Origin of the sequence: Sorangium sp. So ce394 (assembly GCF_051474665.1) — a bacterium.
Classification (GTDB): domain Bacteria; phylum Myxococcota_A; class Polyangia; order Polyangiales; family Polyangiaceae; genus Sorangium; species Sorangium cellulosum_D.
This window is the reverse complement of record NZ_CP150339.1, coordinates 2704340-2720067: the sequence shown is the minus strand read 5'-3', so window position 1 is coordinate 2720067 and position 15728 is coordinate 2704340. Positions and strand designations below refer to the sequence as shown.

12 protein-coding genes are annotated in these 15728 nt (G+C 72.6%); 1 reads left to right on the top strand and 11 read right to left on the bottom strand.

Annotated elements, in window-relative coordinates; genetic code table 11:
* Window positions 1-10 precede the first annotated feature (10 nt).
* The 8 genes from WMF33_RS10110 to WMF33_RS10075 all read right to left on the bottom strand — a co-directional run bounded on the left by WMF33_RS10110 (window position 11) and on the right by WMF33_RS10075 (window position 11231).
* Entirely contained in the window at window positions 11-2809 is a 2799-nt protein-coding gene (locus tag WMF33_RS10110) for a transglycosylase SLT domain-containing protein (RefSeq protein ID WP_437336957.1), read from the bottom strand.
* 255 nt (window positions 2810-3064) lie between these two features.
* Window positions 3065-4147, bottom strand: a complete 1083-nt coding sequence (gene cheB, locus WMF33_RS10105; protein ID WP_020734014.1) for a chemotaxis-specific protein-glutamate methyltransferase CheB — start codon at window positions 4145-4147, stop codon at window positions 3065-3067.
* 121 nt (window positions 4148-4268) lie between these two features.
* Entirely contained in the window at window positions 4269-5258 is a 990-nt protein-coding gene (locus WMF33_RS10100; protein ID WP_437336956.1) for a CheR family methyltransferase, read from the bottom strand.
* Window positions 5255-7372 carry a HEAT repeat domain-containing protein gene (locus WMF33_RS10095; protein ID WP_437336955.1) on the bottom strand — a complete coding sequence of 706 codons (2118 nt, stop codon included), beginning with the start codon at window positions 7370-7372 and terminating at the stop codon, window positions 5255-5257. The genes WMF33_RS10100 and WMF33_RS10095 overlap by 4 nt, the downstream gene beginning before the upstream one ends.
* Window positions 7369-7860, bottom strand: coding sequence for a chemotaxis protein CheW (locus tag WMF33_RS10090; RefSeq protein WP_061621309.1), 492 nt, complete (start codon window positions 7858-7860; stop codon window positions 7369-7371). Before WMF33_RS10090 ends, WMF33_RS10095 begins: the two co-directional genes overlap by 4 nt.
* A 56-nt stretch (window positions 7861-7916) precedes the next feature.
* Window positions 7917-8453, bottom strand: a complete 537-nt coding sequence (locus tag WMF33_RS10085; protein ID WP_020734010.1) for a chemotaxis protein CheW — start codon at window positions 8451-8453, stop codon at window positions 7917-7919.
* On the bottom strand, window positions 8446-10704 hold the full coding sequence (locus tag WMF33_RS10080) for a chemotaxis protein CheA (protein WP_020734009.1): 2259 nt from the start codon (window positions 10702-10704) through the stop codon (window positions 8446-8448). The genes WMF33_RS10085 and WMF33_RS10080 overlap by 8 nt, the downstream gene beginning before the upstream one ends.
* Entirely contained in the window at window positions 10704-11231 is a 528-nt protein-coding gene (locus WMF33_RS10075) for a response regulator (RefSeq protein ID WP_437336954.1), read from the bottom strand. The genes WMF33_RS10080 and WMF33_RS10075 overlap by 1 nt, the downstream gene beginning before the upstream one ends.
* Window positions 11232-11539: 308 nt before the next feature.
* Between WMF33_RS10075 and WMF33_RS10070 the strand changes: the two genes are divergently transcribed.
* Complete coding sequence (locus WMF33_RS10070) at window positions 11540-12646, top strand: VWA domain-containing protein (protein WP_437336953.1); 1107 nt, start codon at window positions 11540-11542, stop codon at window positions 12644-12646.
* A 207-nt stretch (window positions 12647-12853) separates the two neighbouring features.
* Here WMF33_RS10070 and WMF33_RS10065 read toward each other — a convergent pair whose 3' ends face one another.
* From WMF33_RS10065 to WMF33_RS10055, 3 genes are read right to left on the bottom strand one after another with little or no spacing between them, the layout of a single operon-like run.
* Complete coding sequence (locus tag WMF33_RS10065; protein WP_437336952.1) at window positions 12854-13552, bottom strand: SMI1/KNR4 family protein; 699 nt, start codon at window positions 13550-13552, stop codon at window positions 12854-12856.
* Between the two features lie 46 nt (window positions 13553-13598).
* Entirely contained in the window at window positions 13599-14453 is an 855-nt protein-coding gene (locus tag WMF33_RS10060; protein WP_437336951.1) for a hypothetical protein, read from the bottom strand.
* Window positions 14454-14499: 46 nt separating this feature from the next.
* Window positions 14500-15381, bottom strand: coding sequence for a DMT family transporter (locus tag WMF33_RS10055; protein ID WP_437336950.1), 882 nt, complete (start codon window positions 15379-15381; stop codon window positions 14500-14502).
* Window positions 15382-15728 lie beyond the last annotated feature (347 nt).

Sequence of the window (15728 nt, the reverse complement as noted above, 5' to 3'; positions counted from 1 at the left end):
GCGGCGCGCCTCAGAGCGCGGTGCCGGCGCCGGCCGCGGGCTTCTCCCGGTCCTGCGCGCCCTTGGCGCGCCCTGCCGGCGTCTTCTCGTCCGCGCCGCCCGGCGCCGGCTTCTTTTCGCCCTCGGCGGTCTTCTTCTCCTCCGGCGCCGCTCCGGCCTGATCGCCCGCGCCCGCCGCCGCCCCCTCGCGCTTCGCCGGCTTCGTCTCGCCCGCCTCGGCCTTCTCGGCCCGCGCCGGCTTCGTCTCGCCCGCGCCCGCCGCCCCCTCGCCCTTCGCCGGCTTCGTCTCGCCCGCGCCCGCCGCCCCCTCGCTCTTCGCCGGCTTCGTCTCGCCCGCCTCGGCCTTCTCGGCCCGCGCCGGCTTCGTCTCGCCCGCGCCCGCCGCCGCCCCCTCGCCCTTCGCCGGCTTCGTCTCGCCCGCCTCGGCCTTCTCGGCCCGCGCCAGGTTCGTCTCGCCCGCGCCCGCCGCAGCGCCTGCCGGCGCGCTGCTCCCGTCCTTGGCGCTGCTCCCGTCCTTGGCGCTGCTCCCGTCCTTGGCGACGGTCGCCTTGCGGCCCTCCTCCCCGGCGGCCGTGGCCGCGGCGGGCGCCGCCGGCTTCAGCGGCTCGGCGGCCGCGGCCTTGTCGCCGTCGTCCACCGCGCCGGCCGCCTGGGCCGACGCCACGCGGACCTCGTCCTCGCGCGGCTCGCGCGGCTCGACCGGCGGCGGATCGTCCGGCAGCGAGGTCGGCACGTACACCACGAGCCGATCCCCGGGCATCAGCGGGCTCCGCCTCGAGCGCTGGTTGATCCGCTCCAGGCTGCCGACGCTGAGGCCGTAGCGGGTCGCGAGCTTGCTGAACGTGTCGCCCTCCCGCACCGCGATCTCGATGCGCTTGCGCCCCTTCAGCCCCTCGAAGTGCGCGAAGAACTCCTCCGAGCCGACCGGGAGGATGCGCGCGTCCGCCTCGTCGAGCAGGAACACCCCGTCATAGCGCTGCGACCTCGGGACGAACAGCTGGAGCGTCATCCCCTCGTGCAGCGACGCCCCGGGCGAGAGCGTGTTCCAGCGGCAGATCTCGTCGGGCGTCACCGACAGCACCGCCGCGAGATCCCGGATCGCGTCGCCCGCGACCACGCGGTAGAAGACGCGCCGGCGCCCCTCGTACGAGAAGCGCTGCGCCGGGACCACCACGACCGGCTTCGCGTCCGACGACAGCGGCGCGCCGTTCGCGAGCAGGTGCTCCGCCGCCGCCACGCCCACGCCCTCCGCCGCCGGGACGAACAGGAGCGTCCCCGGGCGCACCGGCTCGCCGGCCCGCAGGCCGTTCAGCGTCTGCAGCGTCCACCGCGTCGTCCCGCGGAACGTCGCGATGTCGTCGAGCGACTCGCCCCAGCGGACCAGGTAGCGCTCGAGCTTCGGCTCGCGCTCCAGCAGCTTCGGCATCGCCTTGGCCGCGCGCGCCCCCGCCCCCGCGGGCACCCGGACCTCCCAGCGCGCCTGCTCCTTCGCGTCCACCGGCAACGGCGGCGTGCGCTTCGCCACGAGCTGCGGGTTCAGCGCCTCGATCTCCGGCGCCCCCGCCCCGACCGCGGACGCCACCGACTGCAGCGACACCCCGGACCCGAGCGCGATCTTGTCGAACGTCACCGCCGGATCGAGCTCGACCTCGTCGCAGCCGAACACCTTCAGGTTCCGCGCCACGATCGCGATCGCGAGGATCTTCGGCACGTAGAGCGCCGTCTCGAGCGGCATCCCCGCCTCGAGCCGCGACAGCTCCCAGAAGTCGTTCGTGTTGTACTTCCGGATCGACGCGAGCAGCCCGCCGTACCCCATGTTGTAGGCCGCGAACGCGAGCTCCCAGCCGCCGAAGCGCCGCCGCAGATCCGAGAGGTACCGCGCCGCCGCGAGGGTGGAGCGCTCCGGATCCAGGCGCTCGTCGACCCATCGATCGACGGTGAGGCCGTAGATGCGCGCGCCCTCGGGCATGAACTGCCAGAGGCCGGCCGCGCCGGCCGGGGAGTGGATGGTCGGGTCGAAGCCGCTCTCGACGAGCGAGAGCCAGAGCAGGTCCTCCGGGAGCCCCTGCTCGCGGAGGACGCGGCGGATGGCCGCGCCGTAGCGGCCGCTCTTCTTGATCCAGGAGACCACGGCGGAGCGGCCGCGCGGGTCGTCCTTGTAGTACTCGAGGTAGCGCACGACCCGGCCGTCCCAGCGGACCGGGATCTCGGGCAGCTCGAGCTGCCGCAGCCAGGAGATGTCGCGGGTCTCCTCGGCCTGCGGCGGCGCCACGGACAGCCCCGAGGGCGGCAGGCCGGACGCCTCGAGGCGCGGCTCGCCCGCGCCGAGCAGGAGCGTGCCGTCGACCGGCCACGCGGGCCCGGCGCTCGGGGTCGCGCCGGGGAACAGCGCCTGGTCGATCTCGCGCATCGTGCGGAGCTCGGGCGACTCGGCGACGCTCGCCCCCGCCGGCGCCGCGGTGCCCGCGATGACCCGGCGCGCCGCCTCGTCCGGCGCGCCGGGCTCCCCCGGCTTGCGCGTGATCTTGGCCGCGCCCTTCTTCGGCGCCTTCGATCGCGCCGCCGGCTTGGCCGGCGCCTTGGCGGCCACGCGCTTCGCGCCGCCCTTGCCGCTCGACGCGGCGGCGGGCCTGGCCGGCGCGGGCTTCTCCGGCGTGGCCTCCGCCGCGCCGGCCTTCTTCGCCTCCGGCCGATCCGCCTTGCCGCCGGCCGCCGCATCCCGCTTCGCCTCGACCTTGGCCGGCTCGGCCGCCGCGGCCTCCGGGGGCGCGGCGAGGCCGTCGAGAGCGACGCCCGAGAGGGCGGCCATCCAGCCAAGACAGACAAGCCTGCGTGCGGCGCGTCGGATCCGCATGTCAGCGCCCGACCTGTCTCACGATGCGCCCGAGGGGTCAACTTTGGCAGTCAGGCGGAACGGCCACGAACCGTCCACGACACAGGGGGCTGGCGCACATCGCACCGGCGGAGGTGTGATGAAGAGAGAGATTTTAAACTACAGAGGCACAGAGGATGCGAACCGCGATGGCGGTTCTTCTGTTGATCGGGGTGACTTCCCGCAGCAGCGCTAGGAGAGCAGCGCGATGAAGTCGCCGATCGCCGTGAAGGGCAGGCTCTCGTTCACGACGCCCGCGCGCACCGCGGCCCCGGGCATGCCGTAGACCACCGCCGAGTCCTCGCTCTCGGCCACCACCGTGCCCCCGGCCGCGCGGATCGCCCGCGCGCCGTTCACCCCGTCGTCCCCCATCCCCGTCAGGATGATGCCCACCGCGCGGCTGCCGCCCACCTGCGCCACGCTCCGGAACAGCCGGTCCGCGCTCGGCACGTACCGATCGCCAGGCGCCGGCGCCCCCACCCGGATCCGGATGTCGCCGCTCAACCCGACCCCGCTGCCCGGCGTCACCGCAATCTCCATGCACATCCGTCCTGGACACACGTAAGCCTTGCGGGCCACCACCTGATCGCCGTTCTGCGCCTCGACCACCCGGAGCCCGCCCTTCCGATCGAGCCGCTCCGCGAACGTGCGGGTGAACTTGTCCGGCATGTGCTGCGCGATGAAGATCGCGCCGGGGAAGCGATCCGGGATGCGGTTGAAGATCTCCAGGAGCGCCGTGGGCCCGCCGGTCGACGAGCCGACCGCGACGAGGTGGCGCAGCGAGACCCCGAGCCGCGACGACTCCTGCACCGGGCGCTGCAGCGCAGGCTGCGACGCCCGCGCCGGAGGCGAGGCCGCCGGCATCGGCGACCGGGGGCGGAGGTAGCGCACGAGCAGGACCTTCTGGATGATCTCCTTGCGGATCTGCGCGTCCGCCGTGAACTGCCGGTCCGGCTTCGCCACGAAGTCCACGGCGCCGAGCTCGAGCGCCTTGAAGACGTTCTCCTTGTGGCTGTAGCTCGAGACGATGATGACCGGCGTGGGCTGCCTCGCCATCAGGATGCGGAGGAAGGTGAAGCCATCCATGCGCGGCATCTCGAGGTCCAGCGTGATCGCGTCCGGCCTCAGCTGGGCCGCCTGACGGAGCGCGTCGTCGCCGTCTCCGGCCTTGCCCACGACCTCGATCTCGTCGCTTCCGCTCAAGATCTCGGCGATGTTGCGCCGGTTGTACGCGGAGTCGTCGACGACGAGCACGCGCAGGGGAGCGAATGTCATGAGCGCAAAACCTTCCGCCGGAGGTTCATTCTACCCCACCAGGAGCGCCATGGGACCACCCGTCGCCCGTGCAGCCTCGACTTCGTCGGCGTCTCATCCGCCACGCTCACCGTTCTCCCACTCACCGCCCCCCCGGCTCACCGCCCCCCCACTCGCCGCCCCCACGCTCACCGCCCCCCCACTCGCCGCCCCCCCACTCGCCGCCCCCACGCTCGCCGCCCCCCCGCTCCGGAAAGAGCTCCGCGAGCCCGAGGCGCATCGTCGCCGCCGGCTTGCGGTACACGAGATCCTCCCGCAGGTGCACGATCTCGAACGCGGTCGTGACGTTCAGGAGCGACTCGGAGTGGCCGAGCAAGAGGAACCCGCCCGGCGAGAGGCGCTCGTAAAAGATGTCGATCACCCGGCGCCGCGACTCCTCGTCCAGGTAGATGAGCACGTTGCGGCAGAAGATGACGTCCACCCGCCCGACCACCGCCGCGCGCGACGAGTCGAGCAGGTTGAGGTGGCCGAACTGGCACAGCGCGCGCAGCTCGTCCACCACGTGGAAGCCGTCCGGCCGCTCCGTGAAGTAGCGCCGCTTCAGCTCGGGCGGCGTCACGCGGAACGACGAGGCGCCGTAGACCCCCTTGCGCGCGGCGACCACGCACCGGCGCGAGATGTCGCTGCCGAAGACGCGCACCTCGCGGCGATCCGCGGCGCCCGACTCCCGCGCCGCGATCGCGATCGAGTAGACCTCCTCGCCCGTCGAGCAGCCCGCGCTCCAGATGGACAGCCGGCCCTTGGCGCCCCCGGCCTTGACGATCATCGGCACGATCTCGGTCATGAGCGCGCGCAGCTGGTAGTCCTCGCGGAAGAAATACGTCTCGTTGACCGTGATGAGCTCGAGCGCCTCGTCGAGCTCGGCGCGCCCGCGGCTGTGGGAGCGCAGGTACTCGTGGTACTGCGCGAACGACGAGAGCCCGAGCACCACCACCCGCTCGCGGAGCCGCCGCTCCATGGACGTCCGCGCCTCGGGCCCGAACTGGAGCCCGCAGTGCTTGTTGAACAGGTCCCGCAGCCTCTGGAACTCGTCAGGCAAGAGGCGGATCTCGTCGTCCCGCCGCCGGTTCACAGCACCTTCCCCGACGGCGGCCCGCCGGACATCCCCGAGGTGGACATCGGGCCCTCGCCGCCATCGATCGAGACGGGCGCGCTCAGCCGGTCCCCGGCCTCGCCCCACGGGGGATCCGAGCGGAACGGCGCGCCCCCCTGCGCCGCCGCCGCGACGAGCTCCGGCTCCCCCGACGCGCGCACCAGCGAGAGCAGCTCGCGGGCGCGCGCCCGCTCGTCGCCCGCGCGATCCGAGAGCGACGCGTACAGCCGGCCGAGCGCGCGCGCCGCCGCGAGCCGGACCTCCCGCTCCTCGTCCGCCAGCGAGAGGCTCAGCACCTCGAGCGCCGAGACGCCCGCCGCCGCCGCGACCGCGGTCACGGCCGCGCGCCGCGCGCGCACGTCCCCGACCGACGCGACGCCCGTGAGGAACGCGATCTCCTCCTGATCCGCCGTGCCGAGCGCCTCGATCACGATCGCCGCCGCGAGGTGGGTCTCCCCCGCCTGCATCAGCCGGCGCGCGAGCGCGCGCGCCGACTCGGGGTACCGCTCCGAGAGCCCCGCGAGCGCGCTCTCCGCCGCGCGCGCGACCGGCAGCGAGATCGCGCGCGTCTGCGAGACGACGAGCGGGAAATCGTCCGCGGTCCCGATCTTCGCGAGGCCGTAGAGCGCGCTGGTCGCCACGAGCGTCGACGGGCTCTTGACCGACCGCCGCACCGCGCCGAGCAGCTCGTCGAGCGTCGGGTCGGCGGCCGGCTGCGGCGGCTGCGGCGCATGCGCCGGCGCGCCCTCGCGCCCGCGCTGCTCCGCGATCGCCACGGCGCCGTCGATGAGCGCGGCCGTCGCGTCGTCGAGGCCCTCCCAGAGATCCGGATCGGGATCGATGTGCCGCTCGAGGTAGGCGAGCACCGCGGGCAGCGCCTCCCCGCCGAGCAGCCCGAGCGCGCGCTGCGCCGTCTCGACGAGCGCCGGCTCGATCATCGCCTGCACCGCGGCGTCGGCCGCGCCCGGCGCGCGCGCCATCGCCGCGAGCACGAGCGCCTGCGCGCGCCCGCTCACCGGATCCGCGCCGAGGCCGCGCCACGACGGGGGCTCCGCGGCGCCCGCGCCCGGCGAGGCGGCGGCGGCCTGCACGAGGCGGGCGCCCACCTCCTGCGGGGCGGCCCGCAGCGCGTCGACCGCGTGCGACGCGAGCGGCCCCTCGACGAGCCGCGCGAGCGCCCGGACGAGCTGCGCGAACGCGCCGCCGCGCGCCGTCGCGAGCGCCGCGACGAGCGCCCGCGGCGCCTCCGGGCTCTCCGCGAGCGCCGCGGCGACCAGCGCCGCCGGGCGGAGGATCGGGTCGTCGATGAGCTGCGACAGCACCCGCCACGGCACCGGCGCCTCGAGGCCGTTCAGCCCGTTCAGCGCGGTGAGCCGCACGAAGCGATCCCGATCGCCGAGCCGCTCGTACAGGATGTCCGTCACCCGCTCGCGCGCGATGAGCCCCATCCCGGCGATCGCCTCGATCGCGCTCTGGCGCAGGTTGTCGTCCTTCTCGGCGAGCGCCGCGTAGAGCGCGTCGAGCGCCGCCGGGTCGCGCGTGCGGCCGAGCGCGTCGACCACGAGCTTGCGCTCGTCGCCCTTGAGCTCGGCGAGCGCGCCGACGAGCGCCGGCGTGGCGTCGCGGCCGCAGTAGCCGAGCACCTCGATGGCCGCGTTCCTGAGGCCCACGTCGTCGCTGGTCCGCAGCGCGTCGAGGAGCGCGCCGACGAGGACCTGCGCGGCGGACGGCCGCTCGCCCTCGGCGCCGGCCGGCGGCGCAGCGGGCCGCTCGCCCTCGGCGGCCGGCGGCGACGAGGCCTGGATCAGCCGGTGGCAGGCGTAGGTCGCCTCCTTGCGGACGCGCCAGTCGGGATCCCCGAGCGCGCGCATGAGGAGCGGCAGCGCCTCCGCGACGTCGGCCCGGCCGAGCCGCGCGGCCGCCTGGCGGCGCTCCTCGGCGTCGTCCGCGGCGAGCGCCGTGGCGATCGCCGCGATCGGCATCGGCGTGCTGCGCACGCTGGGCGAGATGGACTCGGGCTCGGTCGGCCAGGGGCCCGCGTCGCTCACGCGCGGGCCCCCGTACGGGCCGAGATCGTCGAACGCGCGGCTCACGGCGCCTCCAGGAGCGCGCCCGACGCGGCGAGCGCGAGCGCGAGCTCGACGAAGCGCCCGACGTCGAGCACGAAGATCATCCGCTCGTCGTGGGTCGTCACCCCGACGATGCCGCGCAGGTCGCTGCTGCCGCCCACCGGCGGCGTCGGCCGGTAGTCGCCGCTCGTCCCGAAGACCTCGGTCACGGCGTCGACGACGAGCCCCACCGTGTGCGTCCCCACGTCGACCAGGATCCACTTGGTGCTGCGGCTCGGCTCGACCGGAGGCAGCCCGAACCGCACGCGGAGCTCGATCACCGGAACCACCTCGCCGCGGTGGTTCGCGACGCCGGCGACCTCCGGGGGCGTGTGCGGCAGCGTGGTCACCTCGAGCGGATTCACGATCTCGCGCACCCGCGTGATGTCGATCGCGTACTGCACGTCGCCGACCACAAAGCCGACGAGGCTCTTGTGCGGGTCGGGACGGCTGCGCTCTCCAGTCAACGGCATCTGAGCCTCCGAGCGCCCGGGCTCTACGAGCCGCCCGGGCGCGGACGATTCGTCCGTTAGGACGCGAGTATGGCCTGCAGGTCGAGCAGGATGATGACGCGCGGCTGCGCCTCGCCCTGGGTGCCGTCCGACGCGCTCGCCCCGTGCATGGGCCGGGCGATGCCGGCGATGTAGCCCGCGACGTCGCCCCCGAGCGCCGTCGCGGCGTGCTCGATCTCGGCGTCGGCGAGCCGGTAGACCTGCTGGACCTCGTCGACGAAGAGGCCGAGCGTCTCGCCGTTCGCCGCGTCGACGAGCAGGATGCGCGCCCGCCGCTGCGGTGCGCCCTCGTGCAGCCGCATCCGCCGCCGCAGATCGATGACGGTCACGAGCTGCCCGCGCACGCTGACGATGCCCATCGTCGAGTCCGGCGCGCGCGGCACCGGCGTGAGCGGGGGCGGCTTCAGGATCTCGCGCACGAGCGAGACGGGCGCGGCGTAGGTGTCGCCCGCGAGCGTGAACGCGAGGTACTCGGTCCGCGGGCCGCTCGCCTGCGCGCGCGGGTTCCTCTTCGAGACGGGTATCCGGGCGGGCCTTCGGGAGAGGTTAGCCATGGGTGCTCCGCGGATCGTTGCGCTGCCTGTCGCCGCCGTGGAGGATCTCCTCGATGAGCGCCGGGGCGTCGAGGACGAGCGCGATGCGCTGGTCGCCGAGCTCGGTGGCGCCGGAGAAGCCGCGCACCGACGAGAGCGACGGGCCGAGCGCCTTGATGACGACGTCCTGCTGGCCGATGAGCGTGCTCACGACGAGCCCGAGCCGGCGCGCGCCGACCGACGCGACCACGATGTACTTGCGCTTGCTGCCCCCCTGCAGCCCGAGCGTCGCGCGGCCGTCGCCGCGGCGCCCGCCGGACACGGCGGCCCGCGCCGCCGAGCCGCCGCGCGCCCCGCCGAGCAGGCCGGCGATGCGCGCGCTGAGCTCCTCCTCCTCGTTCAGGCCGAAGAGCCGCGCGAGGTAGCAGAGCTGGAGCGTGCTGTTGCGCAGCGTGATCATCTCGCGGCCGTCGATCTGGCGCACCGTGCTCTCGTCGAGCGCGACCGCCTCCTGCACGTTCGTGAGCGGGATCGCGAAGAGCCGGTCGGCGACCCGGACGATGAGCGCGCTGATGATCGCCAGCGTGATCGGCAGCGTCACCGTCATCTTGGTGCCGATGCCGGGCTCGCTGTGCACGTCGATGACGCCGCCGAGCTTGCTGATGTTCGTCTTCACGACGTCCATCCCGACGCCGCGCCCCGAGATCTCGCTCACGTCGGTCTTGGTCGAGATGCCCGGCTGGAAGATGAGGTTCAGGACCTCGCGGTAGCTCGTGGTGCGCGCGTCCTCCGGGGTCATCACCCCGCGGCGCAGGGCGGCGTCGAGCAGCTTGTCGACGTCGATGCCCTTGCCGTCGTCCTCGATCTCGATGACGACGTGGTTGCCCTTCTGGAAGGCGTTCAGCGCGATCGTGCCGACCGCCGGCTTGCCCACCGCCTCGCGCATGCTCTTCGACTCGATGCCGTGGTCGATGGCGTTGCGCATCATGTGCATGAGCGGGTCGCTGAGCTCCTCGACGATGAGCTTGTCGACCTCGGTCTCGGCGCCCGTGATGACGAGGTTCACGAGCTTGTCGGCGTCGCGGCTGATCTGGCGCACGACGCGGGCGAGCTTGTCGAACACCTGCCCGAGCGGGACCATCCGGACCTCGAGGATGCCCGCCTGCATGGCGGCGAGGTGCCGGTCGAACGTGCGCTGGAGCCGGTGGAGGTCGAGGGAGAGCTCGCGCTCGGTCGGCGCCGCGCGGAGCCGCTCGACGAGGCGGCCGAGCGCCGATCGGACGAGGGCGAGCTCGCCGACGATGTTCATCAGCCGGTCGAGCTTGTGGATGTCGACCCGCACCGTCTGGGCGACCGAGCGGATGGAGCTGAGCTCCCCCTTGCGTCCGCCGCGCGCGCTCGACGGCGGGCTCGCCTGCATCGAGCCGGTCAGGTCGACGGCCCGCGACACGCCCGTCGGCGCGCCGCCGCGCAGCGCCGCGGACATCGACGGCATGCCCGGCGGGGCGACGCGGCCGTGCCCGTTGTTGTTGCGCCGCGGGATCTCCTCGACCGCGGCGCCGGCCTGGTGCAGCGCGCGCTGGAGCTCCTCGAGCGGCGCGCGCGACGCCATCAGGATGTCGAGCTCGATCGAGTCCTGGTCCGCGCCCGCGCCGGTCGGCAGGTAGGTGATGATCTCGCCGTACGGCTTCGCGGTGATCTTCAGGTCGTCGAGGGCCTGGTCGATCGTGGCGAGGTGGAACTGCACGCGGAGCCGGAACAGGGTCATCCCGCTCGCGATGTTCGTGCGCAGCCGGTGCTCCTCGTACTCGGTGAGCACGGAGAGCAGCCCCGGATCGAGGTCGTAGTTGTCGTCCGGGAGGCCGGCCGCGCTCGGGCCGGCGTCCTGGTGGAGCTGGCGCAGGAGGTCGTCGACCTCGGGCATGGGCGCGTCGCGCCCGTCCTTCTCGTTCTGGAGGATGCGCCCGTAGAGCTCGACGCTGCGGAACAGGAGATCGAGGACGGACGCGCTGATCTCGATGCGGCCGAGGCGCAGGTTGTCGAGCAGCTCCTCGAGCTCGTGCGACAGCGTGGCCATCCGGGTCGCGCCGAAGAGCCCGGCGAGCCCCTTCAGGGTGTGCACGGCGCGGAAGACGTCGTTGATGACGTCGGGGTCGACCTTGTTGGTCCGCACCGCCTCGTCGAGCGCGAGGAGGTCGCGCCCGAGCCCCTCGACGATCTCCTGCGCTTCCGAGAAGAACTCTTCTCGCGCTCGATCGCCGCTGTCGACCATCAGCCGCCGCCTTCCTCGCCGGAGCCGGGCTGCTTCGTGCGGGTCACCGGCTCCGGGGCGCGGGCGGCGGGCGGGGCTCCGCCGTCGTCGGCGCCGCCCTCGCGATCGGCCGGCGGCGGGGCGTCGGGCTCGGCGAGCTGGGGCCGCCCGTCGAGGCAGGCGACCACCGCGTCGCGCAGGGCCTCGGGCGTGAACGGCTTCGGGAGGAAGCGATCGGCGCCGAGGCGGAGCCCGCGCTGGATGTCGCGCTCGGCCGCCTGCGTCGAGATGATGAGGATGCCGACGCGGCGGTAGCGGTCGCTCTGCCGGACGAACCGGATGAGCTCGAGCCCGTTGATGTCGGGCATGTTGATGTCGGTGATGACGAGGTCGAACGCGCCGCGCGGCAGGAGCCGGAGCGCGTCGAAGCCGTTCATCGCCTCGACGATGTCGACGTCGCCCGCGAGCCCGAGCACGCAGTCCTCGAGCGTCGAGCGTACGTACGCTCGCATTGCCGGCGAGTCCTCGACGATCAGGATGCGTGCCATGTCGGCGACAGGGTAACGGAAATCCGCCGGGGAGGAGCAACTCGCTGACGCTGACGGTCCGGCGGCGGCGCGCGCTTCGACGGCGCGCCGGCTATGTACGGCGGACTCCTTCCCGGTGTAAACCGGCGCGAGCGCTTCCGGGAAGCCTCCCGGCGGCCCCGCGCGGCGGCCGCCGGGCTGGGTCTCCGAGGAGGGAGGGCGCCGCCCTGCCCTCGGCGCGGCCGCGCCCGGCCGTCGCGCCGGCCGCCCGTCGGTCGGCTACGGCAGCGAATTGACAGCGCGGCGTCCGATGCGCGCTAATCGCGCGCGTGAAAATCCTCCTTTGTTCTCCAGCGTTCCGGATCCTGCTCGCCGCCCTGTTCGCGCTCTCGAGCGTGGCCTGCGGCGGCGGGCTGCGGGTAACCCGGATCAACTCCGCCCAGAAGAAGCCGAACAACGTCTGGGTGTTCTTCAGCGTCGACGCCGGCGAGGACGAGCCGGTGGGCGGCCTCACGGCCAGCGACTTCGAGATCTACGAGGACGGCGACCTCGTCTCGACGTTCGAGAGCAAGCAGACCATCCAGAACCCCGAGGTCGCGGCGGTCATGTACACGATGCTACTCGTCGACATGAGCGGCAGCATCACCGAGTCCGGCCAGGCCGACGCCCTCGTCGACGCCGCGCAGTCGTTCAGCGATCGGGTCGGCAAGAGCCAGAAGGTCGGCGTCTACGCGTTCGACGGCGAGGCGAAGATCCACTCCGTCGTCCCGTTCACCGAGGCGCAGGGCTCGGTCCAGGGCGGCCTCGAGGGGCTCCGGAGCTACAAGCCCAAGGACACGTCGACCAACCTCCACGGCGGCGTGGTCGAGGGCATCCGGGAGCTCAAGAAGCAGCTCGACCGGGACCGGCGGCCGCTCAAGTTCGGCACGCTCGTCGTCTTCTCGGACGGCACGGATCGCGCGAACCGCGTGAGCCGCGAGGACATGCTCAAGGAGCTCGACAAGGAAGACTACGAGAACTACCAGATCTTCGTCGTCGGCGTCGGCGCCGAGATCGAGAAGGCGCGGCTCGACGAGATCGGGCGCGACGGGACCGAGCTCGCGGCGGACCAGGCCAAGGTCAAGGAGTCGTTCGACAAGATCGCGGCGAAGATCGAGGCGCACATGAAGCGCTTCTACCTGCTCTCGTACTGCACGCCGGCGCGCGCGGGGGAGCACGAGGTGGAGATCAAGGCGATCCGGAAGGATCCGTCGGCCTCGGGGTCGGTCGCGTGGAAGTTCAACGCCGACGGCTTCGGCCCGCCGCCGGAGTGCGACCCCAACACGCCGCCGTCGTTCGATCTGAAGGCGACCACGCCCGTGGACGATGGAAACGGTGGCGCGGGCGCGAAGGCGAGCTTCAAGGCGAACGCCAACGTGAAGGTCGAGGCGAAGTGAGCCGAGGGCCCGCGGCGGGTCGGTAGATCCGGAGGGCGGGGCTCGGGGTCGAGATCGTGGGGGGCGACGTCGCGCCTTGGCGGCGGAGCCCCCGCCTCCCGCTGGGACCGAGCGCGGCCCTGGCGTCGACGCGAGCGCGAGCGCCGGCGCGCGGGGCTCGCGCGCCGCGGGCGGGCGCGGCAGTGTGTCCGGATGCCCGCATGCATGTCAGGCGATGCTCTTCAGCGCCGCACGACAGGTCCCCGACAGCGCCCTGGAAAGGTCATTCACGGCAGCCCTGTCGGTGCCAGCCACGCGCACCCAAGCCGTCTCGCCGGCCCTTTGGCGAAAGGCGAGCGTCGTCGAAGAAGACTCCGCGCAGATCGTCACGGACTCAGAGAAATCGAGCTCACGGAGCCCTGCCGAGCGCACCACCTCGCGAACGTTCGCTGACAAATTCGTTAGATCTGTGCTCGTATACACGAGCTCGTGAGGCAGCGAGCGCTGACGATACGACATGTAAGCATTTTGATGAAGGAAGTTGTTGAAGGACTCTGCCCATAGACAATACTTCTGACCTTCGCATCCTTCGAAGACACGGCCGAGCCCATTGCACTCAAGGTAAATTTGTTCGACAACCGCGCAGCCTACCGCAATTACGACACAGTCCTCCGCCACCGAATTGTCTCCGGAGGCGACGTCCTCCCGATAGAACGAGACGATGCTCGTTATGTCCGTATCCATACCCTCGTGGCTGAAGAGTCGACCGTCGTCGTGGCCCATGGCGGAGAGAAAACGCCTGTAGTCGGGGGGCAATGGATGGCCGGCGAGCTGCTCCAAAAAATCAATTTCGTCGGGCGTCGCACCACGAATGCGCCCCAAAAATCCGGGGTCGTATCGCTCGACGTATGACGTGATATCCTCCATCGGCGCGCCTCCTGCATCCTCATACATTTTAGGCCACAATTAAGCGCTAACGCGGCACCTCGGGGATGAGCTCGGCGCCGAGGCGGAAGATCAAGAAGTCCTTGGTGACGTTGCCGGCGCTGCCGCTGGGCCACAGGAACGGGCTGCCGGCGCTGCGGTCCGGCTCCCACTCGTACCACATCCACCGAGCCTCCTCGTCGATGCCGCAGACGACGGGAAACTCGTTGCCGGGCTCCGGGATCTCGCGGGCGGTGTCGTTCGCTTCGCCGAACACGACGTGGCCGCGCGCGGACGCCTCGGTCGTCACCCAGCCGGCGCTGCTCGTCTGCGGGTCGAGGTCGCCTCGGTTGCAGCTCGCGAGGTGCTGGTTGATGGTCTCCAGCGTCGGCCCGTGCGAGCCGAGGTCGTAGTCCTCGCCCGTCGCGCAGACCTCCCACCCGCCGTTGCCGGTGAAGACGGGCTCGGCGCCCTCGCGGAAGAACTGGCCGATCACGCCCTGTGTCGTGAGCTTGTCGGCGTACGTGATGATGTAGAGGTAGTGCCCGGCGTTCGCGGACTCCGACGGCACGGTGTACGACTCGGGCCCGTGGCCGATGGGACAGGAGAAGATCTCGTCGGCGAGGTTGTTCTCGATGCCTCCGAAATAGTTCAGGAGCTTTTCGCCGGTCCCGTAGCCGAAGCCATACGCGTTGTCGGCCGTGATGATCACGCTCACCGCGCTCGGGAGCCCGGTCCCCCCGCCGCCGCCGGCGATCTCCCCGGGACCGCCCTCGTCGTCGCCGCCGGCGCCCCCGTGACCGGCGCCGGCGCCGGCGTCGCCGGGATCGGAGCCGGCGTCCGAGCACCCGGATGCAGGGAGCGCGATCGCGAGGGTCAAAGCTGAAAGAAGACGTAGGTTCATCGCGTCAAGATCGTCGAAGCGGCGCCCATCGTGAAGGCTCGTCGGATTACCATTTTGCGCCATCCTGGCGTCGCGCAGGATCCTGGCTCGGCAGCGGCGGCCTCGGGGGCGCGGCGCGGGCCACCTGCAGGGTCCGCCACACGGTGGCGCCGAGGATGATGGCGCCGCCCACGGTCGACCAAAACCCGGGGCGCTCCCCGACGAGGAGGAGGGCCCAGATGGGGTTGAGCACCGGCTCCACCAGCGCCAGCAGCGAGGCCTCGACCGCCGGCGTGTGACGCACGCCGCGGCTGAACAGGGCGTACGACAGGCCGATCTGGACCGCGCCCAGGAACATCAGGAGCCCGAGGTCGACCAGCCCCGGGCGGGCGGCGCCCGCCAGCGCCATCGGGAGCGCGCAGAGGCACGCGAGGAGGTTGCCCGAGACGAGCACCGCGGCGTGGTCGTCCGGGAGCGCACGGAAGCTCATGAGGCACAACCCGCACGCGAGCCCGGAGAGGAGCGCCAGGGCGTTGCCGACGAGCTGTCCCGCCGAGAGCTGGTCCACGAAGAAGAGCCCGAGGCCCAGGAGGAACACGGGGACGGCGAGCTTCTCGTTGCGAGAGGGTCGCTCCCCGAGCAGCCGGGGGCTGAGCAGGAGGACGTACACGGGCGAGGTGGACTGCAGGAAGATCGCGTTCGCCGCCGTCGTCAGCTTGGTGGCCAGCACGAACAGCACCATCGTGACGGCGTAGAGCGCCGCGGCGCCGAGCGCGTTCCGCGACGGCCAGCGGCGCGCCCCCGGCATGACCAGGCCCAAGGTCAGCGCCGCGATGAGCGCGCGGCCCGCGATGATCTGCCACCCGTCGAGGGAGATCAGCTTGATGGCGGCTCCTCCGGTGGACCAGAGGACCGCGGCGGCGAGGATCATCAGTCGAGAACGGACCATGAGGACGAGGGCGCCGAGCCTACCCGAACCATCGGCCAGATGCTCAGGCGAGCGGCGTCGCGAGCGCCACCCGCGCGACGGGGCGCAGCTCAGGGCACGATCTTGCGGACGCTGCCCTTCCGCCGCCGAGGCCGCCACCGCCGGGACCGACGCTGCTACCGCCGAGGCTGCCTGTGCCCGGCGAGCGGGCGAGATCGGACGAGCAGGCGCATCAACCCATCACCGCTCATCACGCCTCATCCGGCGAAGAGGCGGTCCGCGCGCGTCGCGCGCGATACGCGCGACGATCAGGCGCAGCTTGCCCGCGCGCCTCGCCGTCTCCGGTCCGCGGCGCTGCCCTGCGGGCC